The 17,798-nt window shown below is 38.2% G+C and carries 27 protein-coding genes and 5 tRNA genes; 26 read left to right on the forward strand and 6 right to left on the reverse strand.

The genetic code is table 11. The features are described 5' to 3' along the window. Positions 1-153: 153 nt before the first annotated feature. The 3 genes from tnpC to Bovatus_RS01780 all read right to left on the reverse strand — a co-directional run bounded on the left by tnpC (position 154) and on the right by Bovatus_RS01780 (position 2,735). Positions 154-1,932 carry an IS66 family transposase gene (gene tnpC, locus Bovatus_RS01770; RefSeq protein WP_004300191.1) on the reverse strand — a complete coding sequence of 593 codons (1,779 nt, stop codon included), beginning with the start codon at positions 1,930-1,932 and terminating at the stop codon, positions 154-156. Positions 1,933-2,020: 88 nt separating this feature from the next. Continuing rightward, the gene (gene tnpB / locus Bovatus_RS01775; RefSeq protein WP_004297053.1) at positions 2,021-2,365 is read right to left on the reverse strand and encodes an IS66 family insertion sequence element accessory protein TnpB; all 345 of its coding nucleotides are present in this window, start codon (positions 2,363-2,365) and stop codon (positions 2,021-2,023) included. A 1-nt stretch (position 2,366) separates the two neighbouring features. Further along, complete coding sequence (locus tag Bovatus_RS01780) at positions 2,367-2,735, reverse strand: hypothetical protein (RefSeq protein ID WP_170834904.1); 369 nt, start codon at positions 2,733-2,735, stop codon at positions 2,367-2,369. Positions 2,736-2,891: 156 nt separating this feature from the next. On the opposite strand from Bovatus_RS01780, the gene Bovatus_RS01785 reads away from it, so the two are divergent. Then, positions 2,892-3,230 carry a hypothetical protein gene (locus Bovatus_RS01785; protein ID WP_004300192.1) on the forward strand — a complete coding sequence of 113 codons (339 nt, stop codon included), beginning with the start codon at positions 2,892-2,894 and terminating at the stop codon, positions 3,228-3,230. On the opposite strand, the gene Bovatus_RS01790 is transcribed toward Bovatus_RS01785, so the two are convergent. Genes Bovatus_RS01790 through Bovatus_RS24505 form a run of 3 tightly spaced genes read right to left on the reverse strand, consistent with a single transcriptional unit; the run spans position 3,227 to position 4,692 of the window. Further along, a complete protein-coding gene (locus Bovatus_RS01790; RefSeq protein ID WP_004300193.1) occupies positions 3,227-3,694 on the reverse strand; it encodes a hypothetical protein in 468 nt (155 codons plus the stop codon). The genes Bovatus_RS01785 and Bovatus_RS01790 overlap by 4 nt on opposite strands. Before the next feature lie 7 nt (positions 3,695-3,701). Beyond that, positions 3,702-4,280: a hypothetical protein gene (locus Bovatus_RS01795; RefSeq protein ID WP_004300194.1), complete on the reverse strand. Its 579-nt coding sequence runs from the start codon at positions 4,278-4,280 to the stop codon at positions 3,702-3,704. Positions 4,281-4,296: 16 nt separating this feature from the next. Continuing rightward, on the reverse strand, positions 4,297-4,692 hold the full coding sequence (locus Bovatus_RS24505; protein WP_008999321.1) for a helix-turn-helix domain-containing protein: 396 nt from the start codon (positions 4,690-4,692) through the stop codon (positions 4,297-4,299). 153 nt (positions 4,693-4,845) lie between these two features. On the opposite strand from Bovatus_RS24505, the gene Bovatus_RS01805 reads away from it, so the two are divergent. The 25 genes from Bovatus_RS01805 to Bovatus_RS01905 all read left to right on the forward strand — a co-directional run bounded on the left by Bovatus_RS01805 (position 4,846) and on the right by Bovatus_RS01905 (position 17,738). Continuing rightward, positions 4,846-5,139, forward strand: coding sequence for a hypothetical protein (locus Bovatus_RS01805; RefSeq protein ID WP_008765982.1), 294 nt, complete (start codon positions 4,846-4,848; stop codon positions 5,137-5,139). Positions 5,140-5,154: 15 nt separating this feature from the next. Continuing rightward, complete coding sequence (locus tag Bovatus_RS01810; protein ID WP_004300198.1) at positions 5,155-5,391, forward strand: hypothetical protein; 237 nt, start codon at positions 5,155-5,157, stop codon at positions 5,389-5,391. 274 nt (positions 5,392-5,665) lie between these two features. Further along, positions 5,666-5,799, forward strand: a tRNA-OTHER gene (locus Bovatus_RS25355). Between the two features lie 26 nt (positions 5,800-5,825). Beyond that, a complete protein-coding gene (locus tag Bovatus_RS01815) occupies positions 5,826-6,032 on the forward strand; it encodes a hypothetical protein (protein ID WP_004318833.1) in 207 nt (68 codons plus the stop codon). Positions 6,033-6,049: 17 nt separating this feature from the next. Then, complete coding sequence (locus Bovatus_RS01820; protein WP_004300201.1) at positions 6,050-6,307, forward strand: hypothetical protein; 258 nt, start codon at positions 6,050-6,052, stop codon at positions 6,305-6,307. Beyond that, positions 6,304-6,495 carry a hypothetical protein gene (locus Bovatus_RS01825; RefSeq protein ID WP_004300202.1) on the forward strand — a complete coding sequence of 64 codons (192 nt, stop codon included), beginning with the start codon at positions 6,304-6,306 and terminating at the stop codon, positions 6,493-6,495. Before Bovatus_RS01820 ends, Bovatus_RS01825 begins: the two co-directional genes overlap by 4 nt. 62 nt (positions 6,496-6,557) lie before the next feature. After that, positions 6,558-6,628 (forward strand) — tRNA-OTHER (locus tag Bovatus_RS01830). Between the two features lie 92 nt (positions 6,629-6,720). Then, positions 6,721-6,818 (forward strand) — tRNA-OTHER (locus Bovatus_RS25360). Between the two features lie 227 nt (positions 6,819-7,045). Continuing rightward, positions 7,046-7,112, forward strand: a tRNA-OTHER gene (locus Bovatus_RS25365). Positions 7,113-7,213: 101 nt separating this feature from the next. Then, positions 7,214-7,296: transfer RNA gene (locus Bovatus_RS25370), tRNA-OTHER, on the forward strand. A gap of 236 nt (positions 7,297-7,532) precedes the next feature. Beyond that, on the forward strand, positions 7,533-8,315 hold the full coding sequence (locus Bovatus_RS01835) for a hypothetical protein (protein WP_004300204.1): 783 nt from the start codon (positions 7,533-7,535) through the stop codon (positions 8,313-8,315). A 5-nt stretch (positions 8,316-8,320) separates the two neighbouring features. Continuing rightward, a complete protein-coding gene (locus tag Bovatus_RS01840; RefSeq protein ID WP_004300205.1) occupies positions 8,321-9,235 on the forward strand; it encodes a hypothetical protein in 915 nt (304 codons plus the stop codon). Further along, positions 9,232-9,681, forward strand: a complete 450-nt coding sequence (locus Bovatus_RS01845; protein ID WP_004300206.1) for a single-stranded DNA-binding protein — start codon at positions 9,232-9,234, stop codon at positions 9,679-9,681. Before Bovatus_RS01840 ends, Bovatus_RS01845 begins: the two co-directional genes overlap by 4 nt. Before the next feature lie 6 nt (positions 9,682-9,687). Then, positions 9,688-10,140 (forward strand): NinB/YbcN family protein, encoded by a 453-nt coding sequence (locus Bovatus_RS01850; protein ID WP_004300208.1) that lies wholly within the window; start codon positions 9,688-9,690, stop codon positions 10,138-10,140. Between the two features lie 18 nt (positions 10,141-10,158). After that, positions 10,159-10,827, forward strand: a complete 669-nt coding sequence (locus tag Bovatus_RS01855) for a hypothetical protein (protein ID WP_004300209.1) — start codon at positions 10,159-10,161, stop codon at positions 10,825-10,827. Positions 10,828-10,939: 112 nt separating this feature from the next. Next, positions 10,940-11,095 carry a hypothetical protein gene (locus Bovatus_RS25810; protein ID WP_326979553.1) on the forward strand — a complete coding sequence of 52 codons (156 nt, stop codon included), beginning with the start codon at positions 10,940-10,942 and terminating at the stop codon, positions 11,093-11,095. Then, a complete protein-coding gene (locus Bovatus_RS01865; protein WP_004300211.1) occupies positions 11,092-12,249 on the forward strand; it encodes a DEAD/DEAH box helicase in 1,158 nt (385 codons plus the stop codon). Before Bovatus_RS25810 ends, Bovatus_RS01865 begins: the two co-directional genes overlap by 4 nt. Before the next feature lie 5 nt (positions 12,250-12,254). Then, positions 12,255-12,719 carry a recombination protein NinG gene (locus Bovatus_RS01870; RefSeq protein WP_004300212.1) on the forward strand — a complete coding sequence of 155 codons (465 nt, stop codon included), beginning with the start codon at positions 12,255-12,257 and terminating at the stop codon, positions 12,717-12,719. A 35-nt stretch (positions 12,720-12,754) separates the two neighbouring features. Further along, positions 12,755-13,567 carry a DUF6291 domain-containing protein gene (locus tag Bovatus_RS01875; RefSeq protein ID WP_004300213.1) on the forward strand — a complete coding sequence of 271 codons (813 nt, stop codon included), beginning with the start codon at positions 12,755-12,757 and terminating at the stop codon, positions 13,565-13,567. Between the two features lie 127 nt (positions 13,568-13,694). Next, positions 13,695-14,111 (forward strand): hypothetical protein, encoded by a 417-nt coding sequence (locus tag Bovatus_RS01880; protein WP_008999325.1) that lies wholly within the window; start codon positions 13,695-13,697, stop codon positions 14,109-14,111. After that, the gene (locus Bovatus_RS01885; RefSeq protein WP_004318822.1) at positions 14,068-14,289 is read left to right on the forward strand and encodes a hypothetical protein; all 222 of its coding nucleotides are present in this window, start codon (positions 14,068-14,070) and stop codon (positions 14,287-14,289) included. The genes Bovatus_RS01880 and Bovatus_RS01885 overlap by 44 nt, the downstream gene beginning before the upstream one ends. A gap of 101 nt (positions 14,290-14,390) precedes the next feature. Next, on the forward strand, positions 14,391-16,109 hold the full coding sequence (locus Bovatus_RS01890) for a ParB/RepB/Spo0J family partition protein (RefSeq protein ID WP_004300216.1): 1,719 nt from the start codon (positions 14,391-14,393) through the stop codon (positions 16,107-16,109). A gap of 27 nt (positions 16,110-16,136) precedes the next feature. Continuing rightward, positions 16,137-16,901, forward strand: a complete 765-nt coding sequence (locus Bovatus_RS01895) for an HNH endonuclease signature motif containing protein (RefSeq protein ID WP_004300217.1) — start codon at positions 16,137-16,139, stop codon at positions 16,899-16,901. Continuing rightward, positions 16,898-17,335 (forward strand): hypothetical protein, encoded by a 438-nt coding sequence (locus tag Bovatus_RS01900; RefSeq protein WP_004300218.1) that lies wholly within the window; start codon positions 16,898-16,900, stop codon positions 17,333-17,335. The genes Bovatus_RS01895 and Bovatus_RS01900 overlap by 4 nt, the downstream gene beginning before the upstream one ends. A gap of 109 nt (positions 17,336-17,444) precedes the next feature. Then, positions 17,445-17,738 (forward strand): hypothetical protein, encoded by a 294-nt coding sequence (locus tag Bovatus_RS01905; protein ID WP_004318818.1) that lies wholly within the window; start codon positions 17,445-17,447, stop codon positions 17,736-17,738. Positions 17,739-17,798: the final 60 nt, after the last annotated feature.

Here is a 17,798-nt window from a genome sequence, read left to right on the forward strand (position 1 = left end):
AGTCCTGCTTTTTTTTATGGTTCGACTATAATTCGACCATTTGATGTTTTATGTACTATCAAGATTGTAACCATACTATTTTCCGCCACGCCAATTTTATCGGCTGTCTTTCAGCCGATAAAATAAAAATGCCCGTAAGAAAATATTTTTGTTTTAACATTCCGGTTTATAGAAACATGGCAGAAGAGCCTTCTTGTCGCAGTCCTTACCATGAAGAATACATTCAAACAAGTGTTTCAGGTAATTCTGAGGGTCTATGCCGTTCAACTTACAGCTTTCTATCAGAGAGAAGGTGAATGCAGAGTTTTCTGCCGCATCCTCACTGCCAACGTTCATACAGTTCTTGAGCAGCAGCTTTACAGGTTTCATCCTTTGCTCACAGAGGTTGTTCGAGATTTCTGCTGAACCGTCCTTGAGGATATTTCTCAAGGATTTCCACTGGTTTATCGTATAGTTCACGGCCTTTCTCATCAGTTCGTTAGCCATAATCTTCGCATCCTGCATCATAATGACCACCTTATGATGGATACGTTCAAGAATCGGTCCTGTTAGCTTAAGCCTTCTTTCCTTAATCTGCTCACCGCTGAGTTTCATCATACGGAACAGGTCTTCATTTCTGAACATCTCACCGATAGGATCTATTATGTCCATCGCTGTTCTGTCTGAAGGCAGGGCATCAACCCACAACCTTCTACAATGCGTCCAGCATCCTATATGAAGCACCTTTGAGTCGTCTCCGTCAAACATCCTGTAAACCGTATATCCGTCAGTGGATATGGTTCCCATAAAATATTCCAGGAATGATTTTGCCGCATCGGACGACCTGCTGCCGTTATTATAGTGATAATAGACCATCTTAATATGCTTGGCAAAGAAAGCCCATAAGTACTTTCTCCTGTAAGCCTTACCTTCCTTTGTTTCCACTCCAACAAGCTCAGTAGTCTCATCAACCATAAGGTAATTAGCTCTCTGTACAAACTCCTTGAAGACATCTTCCATGAACTCCCTTAGTTTGGCGATTCCGTTATGGATATAGCTGTTCAGCGTGGTATTGCTTATGTGGATACCCTCTCTTGCAAGCAGTCTTATCTGTCTGTTCTCAGGCATGCTGAAGTCATATTTCAGACAAAGCAGACGGGCAAGCAGTTCAGGAGAGAAGATACCTCCAAGGTTTTTCAGCGGATGTTCCATGGTGCTTGTGAAAGTGCCGTCCGCAAGCTTTACCCTTGCCACCTTGTAAACATGCTCCACGTTATAAGCCCTTACATGTTCTATGACCCTGTATTCCCACACATCAGGCATACCGTTGCGGTTCATAAACCGTCCCCCTTCTGGAAGCGTGTAATACTCGTCCACTTCATGTACTACCACCTTGTCAACTTTCAATTTTGTTTTCCCGGCACGTGGTGCGGTTTCCTTTCTCCTTGAAGGTTTGCTGTTCTGGGCAGGTATGTTGCCGGAAGAGGTATTGCTGCCGGTTTCGTTATCATCGGTCTTATTATTATCATCCTTCCTGTCAGAACCGTCATACTCGGATTGTTCCAGAGCGGACTTGTCGAGATTACGGTTGTTCAACAGCCTTCTTTGCTCGGAAGTACGGCCGAAACGGTGTTTCCTGCTGTCCTCAAGCTGAAGTCTGAGATTGGAGATCTCGTTTGCCAGCATCCTGTTCACCTCATCCTTTGCTTCAAGCTGCTTTCTCATAAGTTCCATTTCTTTCCTGTAATGTTCAACCGTGGTTGACTGCTTTTCGATGGTATCTTTGAGATCATTGATGGTATCTATCAGATTTTTAGAGTTCTCCCTGTTGGATTCTTCAATAGACTCAAGCCTCGCAATCAATTCTTTATTCTGTTTGCGAAGACCTGCCTTTTCCTCATTCGCCAGACCCAGCTGGCAGCAAAGTAACTCGTATGCTCTTTCATCAATCATGATATAAAGGTACGAAAAATCAGGCACTTACGCAAACTTTTTACCGTTTATTTTTTATACTATCCTGTTGATAATCAGTATGTTAATATTAGCCTTTCGGACTAACGTACATCTTGTCAACTACAATGCTTTCCGTAAGATAAGCCATGTCCGACCACTGTATCCGGTAGCACCTGGAGACTTCATCAAATACAGGTTTCTTGAATTTGCCCATAACAGGACGTTTTTCGTAAAGCACATAAAAACCGCGTTCGTAATGAAGTATCTTCACAACCTTTCGGTTCCGGGACATGAACATATATACATTGGACGCATCGCTCGGGTCAAGGGACATTTCTTCCCTTATACTCTCACACAGACGGAAAATGCCTTTCCGCAAATCAACATTACCGTTAAACAGGTAATAGTTAAGGTTAGCACTCAGTCCAAGCATATCATCCTATCATTTTATTAAGCAACAGGCTCAAATCAAGAACGGTGGTGTTTCTCAGGAACAGTGTTGCGCCAGACGCCAGCTGTAACTTGATCCATTTTATTGGTGGTTCACCTTCAGGATGTTTCACGTCCAACTTCACAGTTGGACTATTGCATGGTTTCCCGGTTATCTGGACTTTGGCAACCTTGGGCTGCTCAACCTGGACTGTCTTGCCTAACTTCTCACTCCACAACTGGTGACGCTGCCAGTTCATGAACTTGTCGTAATTTACACCATAATCAGCACAGAACTCTCGAAGATCTTTGGTCTCGCTGCATAACTGGTAGAGGTCATATACCTCCTGATAGTTTACTTTTTCTTTTGCCATAATCATTCTTGTTAAAGGTTACGGCGCAAAGATATGGCGGCTAACAACTTATGTCAAGGCGGAAAATAGAATGGTTACATCAAGATTTCTATATTTCATATTTTATATTACTTTAAATATTATATTTGCGCATTGTCAAACTAAAATAGTGCGTTTATGAAATCGTTATTAAAAAATGTCCTAAGAAGGATAAGTAAAAAACAATCTTCTAAAGAAGATAATGCAACAGCCTTTTATCCCCAGTGTTGTGCAAAAGTGGATGATTCCGCTCGTATGCGTATAAAAATGTCTTATGACCAAAATGTAAAAGAAACTATATCAAGCTTGAAAACACTTGCTAATGATATGTCTAGTGGCTTTGTTACTTTTAAAAAGTTTCAGACTAGGCGTTATCAATACAACCCGGATGCAGATGCAACTCTATATGCTTCAAGACTGCTTCGTGCAGCTTCTATATTGGAGTTCCTATTAACTGATCCTGATAATAAATCTTAGAGATTCATTTTTTCAGCTAGAGCAGAGAGCCCTATCAGTAGTTCAGTTATATTTTTGGCTTTTCCGACAACATCATCAACTTTTGCTGCTGTATCAGGGCTTAACTCCTTTTCTAATCGTTCTAGCTGCATTTGAAATGTATCAAAACTTAATATATATAAGTCTCTTTCAACAGTGAATCCCCCTTTTTCTGCAAAATTGAATATTTCAAAATTCAACGTAAGATATTCAATACCATATCCTTTATAGTCAATAAATCTCCTATTTTTGAACTCCTCTAAAACTATTTCATATTGTTCTTTACTGATCCTAAGGTCTGGTATATCTTTATAATTTAGTTTAGCTGTTCTTTTCCCGTTTGCTACAACCAAAATATAATTTAATACTTTATCCTTTTCTTCAGCCGTTATAACTAAAGGATATTCTCTTTCATCTTTGGGTGGTGCAGTTCTAATTTGGCACATATAATAATTAAATTATTTTTCTCAATACCTCTTTTTGTGAATCGATGTTGAATTTTGTATCATTTACTTTGGCAGCCTCTTCTTCAGATATATTCATGTATTTTATAGCTTCATTTAGTTTACCGGAACTTATTGCCCAATATGCAAGATTTCTATATACATATTGTTTTTTAGTGTAAAATTTGCCGGAATCTACATCTTGTTTAGATATCTTGTATTCTTTATTCGGGTCTGTTGCTTCCCTGAACATTTCAACACACCAAAGGCTATTTTCCTTATTCAAATACATTACTACTATCATCTTTTTGTCAATATATTGTCCTGCTTTGTTTTTTATTTTACAGTTAATTATTGCTTTATATCCTTTAATATTTAATGTATCTGTATCAAATAATATACCTGTTGGCTCTTCATAATTTAGTAAATCATACATATTTCCTAGATTAAAAGAATATTTAGAAATAATTTCTTTAGATTCTTCAAATTCAAAAGTCTTACATGCATCTAAGAATTTAATCAAATCACTTTTTTGTCCCCATGTTATAATAGGAGTAAAAAGCATTAGTATTAACAGTATCTTTTTCATTCGTTAATGTGTTTATTTATCCTATATTACGTTCATTCTTCAACATAGCTAATTCGCCTTTCAGTTTTTGGTTCTCTTCAGTGAATAGTTGAATTGTTTTCATCTGCTCATTTATAGTCCCCTGAAGGGTTGCTATTGTATCAACTAAACGTTCCATGCGTTCAATATTTGGATCAGGTTTGATATCTGAAATCAGCATTGGACCTTTATTGCGTAGTAACCAATCTGCTGAAATATCCGTAAATGCGTTTAATGTGAGCCTAATTACTTTAGAGGAAGGTTCTGTGTTTTTTTGAAACATAGAACCAATCACCGATTGGGTTACCCCAATTTTAATGGAAAACTGCCTGTCTGACAGCTTATAATAAGAGATAATCTCTCTAATTTTTTCGTTTACGCTTGTTTCAGCCATATCTATATTAATAGTTAATTAACGTAAATGCGATTATTTATCAAGTTTTATGTTTTGTAATTAACGTAAATACGTTTATATTTGCATCATAAATCAATCAATCATACAAACATACAAAAAATGATTGATAAAACCAATTAAAAAATAACGATTATGAGCTACAATTTATCACAAATAATGAAGTCTGCACACCGCAATTACAAGAAGGGTGGAAAAACATTTTCAGAGTGTTTAAAATCTGCATGGAGCTTTGCAAAACTCCAAGAAAGTTTCTCACCGGAAGCAGTGAAATCAAGAACTGATAAATTTTTAGCTGAAAGACATGAAGCTATGAGCAAGACTGCCAAAGCTACACCTAGCAAGGAATATAATAACCTTAATATTCCCGCTTCCGCTTACTACAACCCAAATAGTACTCATTACGGTGCACATTACGTCGGAGATTAATCAAATTATACAACAATGGATAAAAGAACCGAACTAGAAATACAGCGAGACAAATATGAAGCTGTGATTGAAGAACGAGACGCGTTGATCAGCTCTTTGAGAGGTGAAAATGAAAAACTCAAACGAGATTTAGAATCAGAACGTGGATTTTATAGAGAGAAAGTTTCCCAATGTGATGATTTGAAGAAATTTATTGAATCGCAACGAAACTTAATGGACATAGTTTTGAAGAACAACCAAAGTATTCTCTAACCCTCACTAAAGTCAAACCAAACCGCCGGTTATCCGGTACCCAGTCCGGTCTTTGAGCCTGCCCTTGAAGGGAGACTGGGAACAACAGAGAAGAGTTCTTTGACATATTGGTAAAATGGTGTTTTGGAAGCCGACACGTGCTGAAAGGGATTACTGACGTAGGCGGGCTTCTCAACGATATAATGCTGTGGTTAATGGTCAAGCCGTATCGTTGTAAAACTAAATCAGTTAGACGTTTGTCGGCAAATCGAGGTATTTGCTTTATGTATATAAAGGTGATGTAGCTCAGGCAGGTTAGAGCGCTGTGTGTGGTGGATGGTTGAGAGTTCGAGTCTCTCAAGAAATACTCTTAGCTTAACGGAAGAGCACCACAAGTAGAGGTCGGCGGTTCGAATCCGCTCATCGCTTCAATGTTTAATTTAAAATTAGATTGTATGGAAAAGGATATTCAGAGACGTAACGTAATTGATGTATTACGGAGTATGGATGTTGGTGCAATAGAAGTATTTCCTATCGTTCAGAAACCGTCTGTAACTAATACATTGAATGCTCGGCTTTATAAAGAAAAAGCTGAAGGAATGGCTTGGAAAACAAAGTCAGATGTAAAAAATATGCAGTTTATAGTAACCAGAATTGCATAACTACCTTGCTTGTTGAGATGATCAGAGGTGAAATGGCTGAAATATTGCTAGATAATATTCTCCGTCTGTTTTCTACAGAAACGTTTGGAAAAGATAAGTCTGCGTATTATGTGGGTGGGGAAAAGAAATTGATGAATCTTATAGAAGCGGGTAAGATTGAAAGTGATAAGCCCACTAATGTCCAAAACGGCAAGTGGCATTGTAATGCTGCTCAAGTATTACTTCATTGCCGATGTGCGGGAAGGAAAGTTAAATCTAAAAAACGGAAGAAATGAAAAAGATTAAAGTGATACAGTATGCCATGATGTTCATTGCCTTATGGACAACACTGTATCTTATAGATAGCATTGAAGTTAGCAAGAAAGAATTTATTGCTGCTTTTGTATTGGTGACTGTCGTATCAGTGAATTATATCTGTTTTCGATACTACGAAGATAGGAAACAAAATAAGGATAGCCTGTGAAGGTCTGCATTGCTTAATTTTAGTATTTGTCATGTTTATTTAGCCCGGTTCGCCGGGCATCTGCCGGGATAGCCCAGTTGGTTAGAGCGCATGTTTCTACATGAGGTCAGCGGTTCGAATCCGTTTCCCGGCTCAACTCAATCAGAGTTAAGTAACCCGTGAGGGTGAAAATATATTTGCATTATATATACAATCAATGTAGCCGGAAGCGTCTGGCTACGACCTGAAGGAATGGCGGAATTGGTAAACGCAAGTATGCAGATAGATTGAAGAAAGTCATACATAGGTAATCTATCATCCCGGTTCGAGTCCGGGTTCCTTCACAGAGAATTTTTCTTTTTATGTTTAACTAATGTTGCCAGCGAAAAGGACGCTGTAGGGTTAAAGCCCCTGTTATTTGAGTTTTAATTGTTCTATACTATTCCGGTGTGCTTTGAACGGCTATCCGGAAGCAAGAAGCTCGTGAGAGTGCTATTTAATAGTTAATGTCGTGTTTTATTTTGTGTTTGTGTTCTAGGTGAATGGTTCGTGAGAATAGTTCACTTAAAACGGATGGCTGGTGTAATTGGCAGCATACGCAGATATGCGTGATGTGGGTTCGATCCCCACGCCATTCACCCTTCTGATCCTAATTAAATTATAGTAGTTCATGAGTTTTGTTTTGTGTTTGTGATTGGGGTGTATGGTCTGTGAAGATAGTGCACCTTTTTAATTAATCGGGCGGATATGTATATCGTTGGTTGAAACTGCGGTGAGGTGCACCAATATTCCGTGAGACCGGTTCGACTCCGGTTCCGTCCACTAGCATTTACATTATGTATAAATCAGGGAGCCGTACACCCTTCAAAGCGTAGCCGTTCCATAAGGTACATTGGATTATTCATTTTCTTATTTTTCTGCCTGTACAATATCGTACAGGCAGTTTTTACTACCTGAAAATGGCGTTAAAATGGCGAAGTTTCTGTTTGCTAAACTTGTCAATAACGATTACCTTTACTGATGTAATGAACTAAAAGTCAAACCATTAAATTAGAATTATGACAGCGAGAAAAAACACTGTATCAACGGTTCAGAATGAAGAGAAGAAGAAAAATTCTATCAGACCGCTTCTAGCTTCTGAAATTGAATGTAGGGTTGGTACTATGAAACCGGACGGTTCGGGCTGCTCCTTGCTATTATACAAGGATGCTCGAGTAGACATGAGAATACTTGATGAAGTGTTCGGAGAAATGAACTGGAAACGGCACCATGATGTCGTTAATGGGAATCTATTCTGTACGTTGTCCATTTGGGATAATGAAAAGAAGGAATGGGTGAGTAAACAGGATGTTGGGACAGAATCTAGCACAGAAAAAGAGAAAGGGCAGGCTTCGGACGCCTTTAAACGTGCAGGATTTAACTGGGGAATTGGGCGTGAACTTTATACGGGTCCTTTCATTTGGATTCCACTTGAGAAAAATGAAATATATCAGAGCAAAACAGGTTCTCCTGCTCTATACACCAAATTCAGTGTAAAAGAGATTGGTTATAACGAGCAAAAGGAGATTATTTTACTTGTTATTGTGGACAATAAAAACCGCGTTCGTTTTGCTTATGGTAATACAAAGGAAAAAGTATATGCTCCCAATGTTTCTGCTTCAAACGCTTCGGGCAAAGTATATACTGGTGTAGACCTAGATCGTGCAATTAAACAAATGACTGGTGTTAAAAGCCGCGAAGAGCTTGAGAGAGTTTGGGCTGAACATCCCGAACTTCACAATAATAAGGAGTTCAGAAACATAACTATTGACATGCAGAAAACGTATCCTCCTAGAAATTGATAATAATGATAGAATTAGTGAAATCCAGTGTGGTTTTCAATGAGGAAAACCACACTTATATGCTCGGTGAAAAACAGTTGCAAGGTATAACCGGTATGATTAGCCGGCAGTTGTTCCCTGACAAATATAAAGATGTCCCCGATTTTGTATTGAAGAGAGCTGCAGAGAAGGGTAGCCTTATTCATGCTCAATGCCAGTTTGCTGATGTAACAGGCTTACCTCCTGAAAGTATTGAAGCAGAGAATTATATCAGAATGAGGGTAAATGCCGGATATAAGGCGCTTGCCAATGAATATACCGTTTCTGATAACGAATACTTTGCATCGAATATAGATTGTGTTTGGGAGAAAGCCGGTAGAATTAGTCTTGTTGACATCAAAACTACCCTTCATCTTGATAAGGAGTATTTAAGTTGGCAGTTGTCAATCTATGCTTATTTCTTTGAACTTCAAAATCCATTACTCAAAGTTGATAAATTGTTTAGCACTTGGTTGCGTGGTAATAAACATGAATTTGTTGAAATTAGCCGTAAGTCTGATAAAGAAGTCAAGAAGTTAATGGAATGCGAGAAGAAGGGTGAGCAATATCTATCCAATCTTCCCGTTCCTGCCCCTGATGATGACAAGTTACTTATTCCAATGCAGCTTGTAAATACTATAATCGGGATTGAGGAAGAACTTGCAGATCTAACCAAGATTCAGAAAGATTATAAGGCAAAATTGAAAACTGCTATGCGTGAGAATGGTGTCAAGTCATGGGATGCCGGAAGATTGCGAGTTAGTTATACACCCGCTTCTACGAGTGACAATTTTGATACTAAAAAGTTTCAGGCTGACTATCCGGAATTATATTCTAAGTATATCAAAACAGTTCCTAAAGCTGATAGTATCCGTGTAACAATAAGGGAGGATAAATCATGAGTTTAAACAAATTGATGCTTATCGGGCATGTTGGCAAAGACCCCGATATTAGAATTTTGGAAGCTGGTTCTAAAGTGGCCACTTTCTCCTTTGCCACCACTGAAAAAGGTTATACCCTTGCCAATGGAACACAGGTTCCTGAAAGAACTGAATGGCATAATATTGTTGTTTGGCGTGGTCTTGCCGATGTTGTTGAGAAGTATGTCCATAAGGGAGACAAGTTGTATCTGGAAGGAAAGATAAGAACTCGGAGTTATGATGATAGCAGAGGAATTAAACGGTATATTACAGAACTTTTTGTTGATAATATGGAGATGCTTTCTGTTAAGCCTCAACAAGCGCCACCACCGCCACCTCTTCCGGAACACACCAATAATCAGACTCGAAGTGCGGTGAATGAGTGCCCGCCACCGCCACCACCGACCAAGGACGATTTGCCATTCTGATAGGTTATGGAAGCAACATTGACGAAGAAAGATGGCAAAATCCAAATGGATAAGTCTTTCGAGTTCATGTGCAGCACACTTCGTAATGGAGAATACACTGTAACCATTAAGAAAAAAACACAGCCGAGAACATTAAATCAAAATGCTCTCATGTGGAAATGGTTTCAGTGTATTGGTGCCTGTTTGCGTGAATACACAGGTGAAGAGTATTGGAGCACTGCTGCTGGAGTTCAGGATATACATGACTTGTATTGTAAGAAGTTTCTTGTGAAACAGGTTCATGTGAATGGTAAAGTGGAAACTATTGTGCGAGGAACAAGTAAACTTAATACTTTAGAGATGCATAATTTCATGGAAAGCGTGAAAATAGATGCGGCCACCGAGTTTGGTATTACACTTCCATTGCCTGAAGACCAGCATTACTTAGATTTTATTCATGAGTACCAAAACCGGTACTAATTAATCCTTTTATAATTTATGATTGCAAATTTGAGAAACTACGAACCCGAGACAATCGAGTTTGTAGTTCCCGATTCTATTCGGGAAAAATTTCCCCCTGTTTTATTTCAGGGTTCTACGAATGTAGATGAATTGATAAAGTTGGTGAATGAGCATTTCAATGCTACATTCCCTGAAAGTGAGGTGACACAACGTTTACTGGATGAATTTGAGATTTCCGAAATTCGTGAAGAGTATTGCATCAAGCAAGAGAATGAGGTCCCCAAACGCGAACGTGAATTGTTGGAAGCCATTGAACGTGCGAAGAAAATTAAGAGTGATGCTCAAGACAGGTTAGCTTCTATTAAGACTGAAATTAAAGACCTGGCTGCCGAGGTCAAAAAGGGGACGAGGGAGTATCATCTTTCAAGTAAGAATACGATCCGGTTTGCTCTTGATGGATATTTCCTGTATTATTCATGGGTGAACGGTGAGTTTAAGCTTGTGAAAGCTGAAAAAATTCCTGATTGGGACAAACGTTCTCTTTGGGCACAGGAAGATCGAAACAGAAAAGCGATGCTTGATTTGTTTGGTATTGAATATCCTGAAGTAGAACGTCCTATTGATGATACAGAAGATTATGGGGACAAGTTCGAAGAAGACCTGTCTGATAAACTTCCTGAAGAAGAACCGGAAGACGATGAGTAGATTGCAGCACAAAAAAGGCAGGAAGTCCAACTATGTGAAGCGGCTTGTGAATAATCCAGATTGGGAAGAAGCCAAGCGTAAAGTTCGTATTAGGGACGGACATAAATGCCAGATGTGCGGTAAAGACTTTAATTTAGAGATTCACCACAAAACATACAGGGTTAACGGAAAATCAATCGTTGGTCATGAGCTTGAACATCTTGATTGTCTCGTTACCCTTTGTGGTGACTGTCATTTGAAAGTTCATAAATATCACATCAAATTATGACATACCAGTTAAGAGACTACCAAAAAAGTGCTAGTGATGCAGCGGTCAGCGTTTTTAAATCCAAGGAAAAGAAAAACTACGTGATAGTTCTTCCCACTGGTGCCGGGAAGTCCCTTGTCATTGCCAATATAGCTGCACGGATAGACGGGCCGCTGATAGTGTTCCAGCCTAGCAAGGAAATACTCGAACAAAATTTTGCGAAACTTCAATCATACGGCATATTCGATTGTGGAGTTTATTCAGCTTCTGCCGGAAGAAAGGATATCAATCGTATTACGTTTGCTATGATTGGTAGTGTGATGAAACACATGAGTTTCTTCAAACATTTCAAGCACGTTCTGATTGATGAATGTCATTTAGTGAATCCGGAGAAAGGAATGTATAAGGAATTCTTTGAAGATGAGCAAAGGAAAGTTATTGGGCTGACAGCGACTCCTTACAGATTATGTTCAGGAAGAGGTGGTGCTATGCTTAAATTTATAACTCGTACCCAGCCAAAGGTTTTCACTGATGTTATTTATCACTGTCAGGTGAGTGAACTACTTGCTAAAGGATTTCTCGCAAGTTTGAAATACTATGATATTACAAAGTTGGATTTAAGTAGAGTCAGGACTAATTCTACTGGTGCAGATTACGATGAAAAAAGTCTTCTGCAAGAGTTTGAACGTGTGGACATATACAAAGATATAGTTGGATGGACAAAACGTCTGTTGAACCCCAAATCGGGCATACCACGCAAAGGTATTTTAATATTCACGAGGTTTATTCGTGAAGCTGAAAAACTGGCTTCCGAAATTCCTAATTGTGCGATCGTTAGCGGTTCTACTCCAAAGGAAGAAAGGGCACGAATTCTGAAAGGTTTTAAAGATGGAAGAATAAAAGTTGTTGCTAATGTCGGAGTACTTACAACCGGATTCGATTACCCGGAGCTTGATACGATTGTTCTTGCACGTCCAACCAAATCCCTTTCCCTCTATTATCAAATGGTCGGTCGTGTTATTCGTCCCTGCCAAGGTAAAGAGGGTTGGGTTGTTGATTTGAGTGGGAATTTCCGGCGTTTTGGGCGTGTTGAAGAGTTACGCATAGAACAGCCTGAAAAGGGAAAATGGTGTATAATGAGTCGTGGCCGTCAATTAACCAATGTAGTATTTTAATTATCATGTGGAGAAATTACAAGAAGAAAGAAAAGAAAAAGCCTCTTTTCGAGGTAGAAGGTGTTAAGGTCAAGAAGAAACCTGATCTTGTCGATAAACTAGACAGAATATTTAGTTTATTCATCCGTTATCGTGATACGATGCCTAATGGATATTTTCAGTGTATTTCATGTGGTAAAATAAAGCCTTTCAATAAAGCAGATTGCGGTCATTACATCAACCGCCAACACATGAGTACTCGCTTTGATGAAATGAACTGCAATGCTCAATGTTCACATTGTAACCGCTTCATGGAAGGAAATATTCAGGATTATCGCAGACGTCTAGTTGCCAAGTATGGTGAACGAAATGTGCTGATCCTGGAAGCCAAGAAAAATGTTACTAAGCAATTTAGTGACTTTCAATTAGAAAAGCTGATTACTCATTACAAGGAAGAAGCGAAAAAACTGAAGGAAGCAAAAGGTCTGTGAGTTTTATTACTAATCGGAGTATAATCCCTTAAAATATGGAAAGAAATTCATTCATCTTTTATAAAGGGTGGAGAGAAGCAATCAAGGATTTGCCGGATGATGTCAGGCTGGAGATTTACGAAAGCATAATTGAGTATGCGACAACGGGAAATCTTCGGGGGTTGAAACCTATGGCAAATATTGCTTTCAACTTTATAAAGATAGATATAGACAGGGATACTGAAAAGTATATGTCTATTGTGGAAAGGAATAAGAGCAATGGTTCTAAGGGGGGACGTCCGAAAAGTGAAAACCCAAAAGAACCCAAAGAACCCACAAAACCCACTGGGTTATTTGGAAACCCAAAAGAACCCACAAAACCCGATAATGATAATGAATATGATAATGATTATGTAGATGATAATGATTCTCATTTAAAAAAGAAAGAAACTTCTCCTAAAGGAGAATCAAAGAAAGACGAGCTTTCTTTGTTCCCCGAGGAAAAGATTGATTGGGGTGGGCTAATGGATTATTTTAATTCCACGTTTAAAGGTAAACTTCCTGCTATAAAGTCCATAGATGCAAAACGAAAGAAAGCTATTAAAGCACGTGTCGCACAATACGGGAAGCAAGCTATATTCGATGTGTTCCAATTGGTTTTAGACAGTCCTTTCTTGCTTGGACAAAACGATAAAAATTGGAGGTGCACTTTTGACTGGATATTCTTGCCTACAAAATTTACAAATATTTTAGAAGGTAACTATAATGGAAAACGAACTGATACTGCGGCCACAAGAAGAGAATCGGTTAGCAGTCTTACGGACCTCGCCGAAGAACTACTGCAAAGCTCTATGCCCAAAGAAGGTTGAAGATGTATTTCAAAGTGATGAACCTTCTATTGGCACTATCATAAGAAAGTTTGGTGAACCACAGGCTAGAGCAGTGCTGGTCATATTGATAGCTGATGCCTTGGAGTTTTTCAATGTCAGTAATACAATGTCTGCTACCCAAGTTGCTACTACAGTAGATTTAATCATTGAAGAATATCCCTATATGAAAACTGATGATTTTAAACTGTGTTTCAAGAATGCAATGAAAATGAAATATGGTGAAAATTACAATCGTATTGATGGTTCTATCATTATGGGATGGCTTCGTGAATACAACAAAGAACGTTGTGCTGTTGCTGATAATCAGTCATGGAATACTCATAAGGCTAAATTGTCAGGGGAAACGAGTTTTACAAGTGGCTTGTCGTATGAAGAATACCGGAACGAACTCAAACTTAGAGTTGAGCAAGGAGATGAAGAAGCTGCTAAAGCGTTAAGTCTCTCAAATGAAATAATCTCTTATCTAAACAAAAGAGAATATGGCAAACAAGAAGCAGAAGGTGACAATTTACTGGAACACTAGGCATATCAAACTTGAAGATATTCCTGAAGTGAAAAGAAGAATACGGGAGCGTTTTGGTATTCCTAATCACACAACTGTTAATGGTGAAACGGATTGTTATATCCGTGAGGAAGATATGGAATTGCTTCGGGAAACGGAAAAACGTGGCTTCATTCAAATACGTAATAAGCCCGCATGAAAATGGCGTTAAAATGGCGAAGTTTCTGTTTGCATAACTTGTCATTTTACGATAACTTTACTGATGTAATGAATTAAAAGTCAAACCAATATAATTAAATTATGGAAGTACAAAACATTAGAATTGACCTTATCAGTCCTTCTCCTTTGAATCCGAGAAAGACTTTTGATGAAGCAGCTCTTGAAGAGCTTGCAAGCAACATTGAAAAGCAAGGTTTATTGCAACCTATCACTGTCAGAGTTGCTAAATCCGAGGAGATGACTAACCTAGAAACCGGAGATGTTACCCCATTACCTTACACATACGAAATTGTTTGCGGTGAGCGTCGTTTCCGGGCTGTGTCACTTTTGAAAGCAAAGGAAGATGAAGCGAATGTTGCAAAAATCAAAGCCCATCGAAAAAAGTCGGAAAAATTTCAGACAATATCCTGCATTGTCAGAGAAATGACAGATGATGAGGCTTTTGAAGCGATGATTACCGAGAATCTTCAAAGAAAAGATGTTGATCCCATCGAAGAAGCTTTTGCCTTTGCGCAGTTGGCTGAAAAAGGACGAACTTTGGAAGATATCGCTCTTAAAATAGGAAAGTCTACCCGGTTTGTTTTTGACCGTATTAAATTGAATTCTCTTATTCCTGAACTAAAAGAGCGGGTAAGAAATGGAGATATACCATTGTCCGGTGCTATGATTCTTTCTAAATTGGATGAAGATACTCAAAAAGAGTTTCATGAGGAGGAGGAAGAACAATGTACTACTGCTATGATTCGAGAATTTGTGAGTAATTCTTTCATGGAGCTTGGTAACGCACCTTGGATTAAAGATGATTCCGATAATTGGGAAAATACCGATATTAAATCATGTTCTCAATGTGAGAATAATACGTGTAATCATGGTTGTTTGTTCTATGAAATGAATAGTAAGGATGCTAGATGTATCAATGCTGCTTGCTATGAGAAAAAACAGATTGCTTATGTGACGCGGAAAATTCAACTAGAATATGAACATCTTGTTAAAGTTGGCGAACCTCTTTCATTTGGAAAAACAGTAATTATCGCTAGACGTCCCGATACATATTGGGGAGAAGATAGAAAGGTTTTCTATGAAAAAACTTTGGAAGCTGTTAAACAACTTGGATTTGAAATAGTTGATCCTGATGAAATCTTTAGATGTAAGTGCTGGTATTCAGAAGATGATGAACGCACTTTGAAAATGCTTGAAGATGGAGAAGTTTATCGTTGTCTTTCATTTTTTGGACATTATTCTCCCGAATTTAACGTTAGTTTCTATTATGTTAGAAAAGAAACGGCTTCCTCTACTTCCGCCGTTGCCGATCTAAAAGAGATAGAAAGGGAAAAAATAAACGCCCAATTAAAAAGAGCGAAGGATATAGTCAAGGAGAAGTCTGCTGAAGAAATGCGCAAGTGGGCGCAAGAGAAAACATATTATCAGAGAACAAAAGAATTCTCTGAAAATGAACAACTTGTTTTTGATGTGCTGGTTCTTAGCGGTTGTAGCAGTACTTATCTTGAAAAACTGAATTTAAAAAAATGGAATGGTGAGAGTGATTTTGTAAATTATGTCAAGAACAACCAAGCTGACCGACACCAATGGTATAGAGCCTTTATTGCTGAATGCTTATCATCGAATAATGTGAATTTCTACTCCTATTTGCAAAAGTGTCAGAAAATCCTTTTTGCAGAACAATATCCGGATGATTTCAAAGCGCTCTCTAAGAAACTTGCGGATTCATATGATAAGAAAGAAAAGAAGCTCAAAGAAAGACTGAAAGAACTAAATAACGATAACACAGAGGAAGCCTAGTGGTTTCCTCTCTTTATTGACGCACTTATGAAAACGTGGACTGACGAACAACTTGCTATACTTGACAGTGAGTACCCGACTGCTGATTTAAAAGAACTTGCTAGGCGTCTTGATAAAACACTTAGTGCTGTTAAAACAAAGGCCTTGATTCGAAAACTTAGGCGCTCTCCGAGAATCTCGTTTTGGAATAGTGAGAGACTTGATAAATTGAAAAAGTTGTATCCCAATCATACTAATGAGGAAATAGCACAGATATTAGGTACCACTTATTCTGCTGTAAATGGAGTTGCATTTAAATTACGGCTCTTTAAATCTAAAGAATTTAAATTTCAATGCGCTTCTAAAAGCTTCTTTCCCAAAGGCCACCAACCGATGAACAAGGGACGTAAGCAAACGGAATATATGTCAGAGGAACAATTAGCAAAAACGAAAGCTACTCGATTTAAGAAAGGACATGTCCCCAAAAATCATAAACCAGTCGGTTATGAACGCATAACTCGTGACGGTTACATTGAAGTGAAAACTGCCGAACCGAATGTCTTTGAACTTAAACATCGGCTTGTATGGATTGAGCATAATGGAGAAATCCCCCCTGGTTATAATATTCAGTTTAAAGATGGCAACAGGCAAAACGTTTCCATTGAGAACCTTTACATGATTAGTCGTTCTGAACAATTAAAAAAAGAGAATTCTTTGTATGCCCGATATCCGGAAGATGTTCAGTACCTAATCAAACTAAAAGGAGCTTTGAATAGACAAATTAATAAAGCAACAAAAAAGAATGAATCATGACTGATGGAGCAATAGATAGATTGAAAGAAATGGTTAATAAACCATTCCTTTATCAGAATGAAGAAGTTGTAATTCTCAATTACTGTGACGGTACCGGTGATGATGGTACCGAAGTTGAGATATACTTGAATAATGGCAAAGTATTGGTATTTAGTATGTTTGATTTGGCTTCCAAATTGAATCGTTTTCGGCCAATAACAAACACAGTTGTCGTGTTGGCTAATGAACGGTTGAATAAGGTGTCTACAGTGAACCCTACCATTTTACAAGATTTGAGGAATTTGGTTCTTCAACAAATTAAGGATGTGAAAGAAGATCCTAGTAAAGTGAGCCAAGCAAAACAAGTTTTCCAAGGGGTTAATACCGTAATCAATCTTGCTAAGACAGAATTAGAGTACAGGAAATATTTAGATACAACAGACCCCTCAAAATAAATAATAGTATGCTGATAGATAAAGAATATGTTCATTGGTTTCGCATCAGAGACCAACCTAATAGAATCGTGTGAGATTATTCATAGTCTAACAATTTAACCCGATCGATATGATAACATTGAATAGGTTTGCCCAGAGATGCTTGAATATCATGAGGAAGCGCTTTAAGATGAATGAGCATAGCTCAAGAAAAGCGTTTAGCATAAGAATTGAAGCCGTTTGGAGAAAATTCGATATTGCTTCTAAATATAGGAGTGATAATCTTCCTAAATATTCGGAAGATGAAGAATTGGCAGCCGAGATGATAATTTACCTTGTTGCCTATTTAAAAAGATTTGGTTGTGAGGACATTGAACAGCTTATCAAAGATAAGATAGAGTTCGATGATAGAAAAAATGATTAGGTGTTGTTACTGACTGTTTGTGTTGTTGATTTTGTGTTGTTGATTTTAATATAGTTAGTT

This window comes from Bacteroides ovatus, from assembly GCF_001314995.1.
Lineage (GTDB): Bacteria > Bacteroidota > Bacteroidia > Bacteroidales > Bacteroidaceae > Bacteroides > Bacteroides ovatus.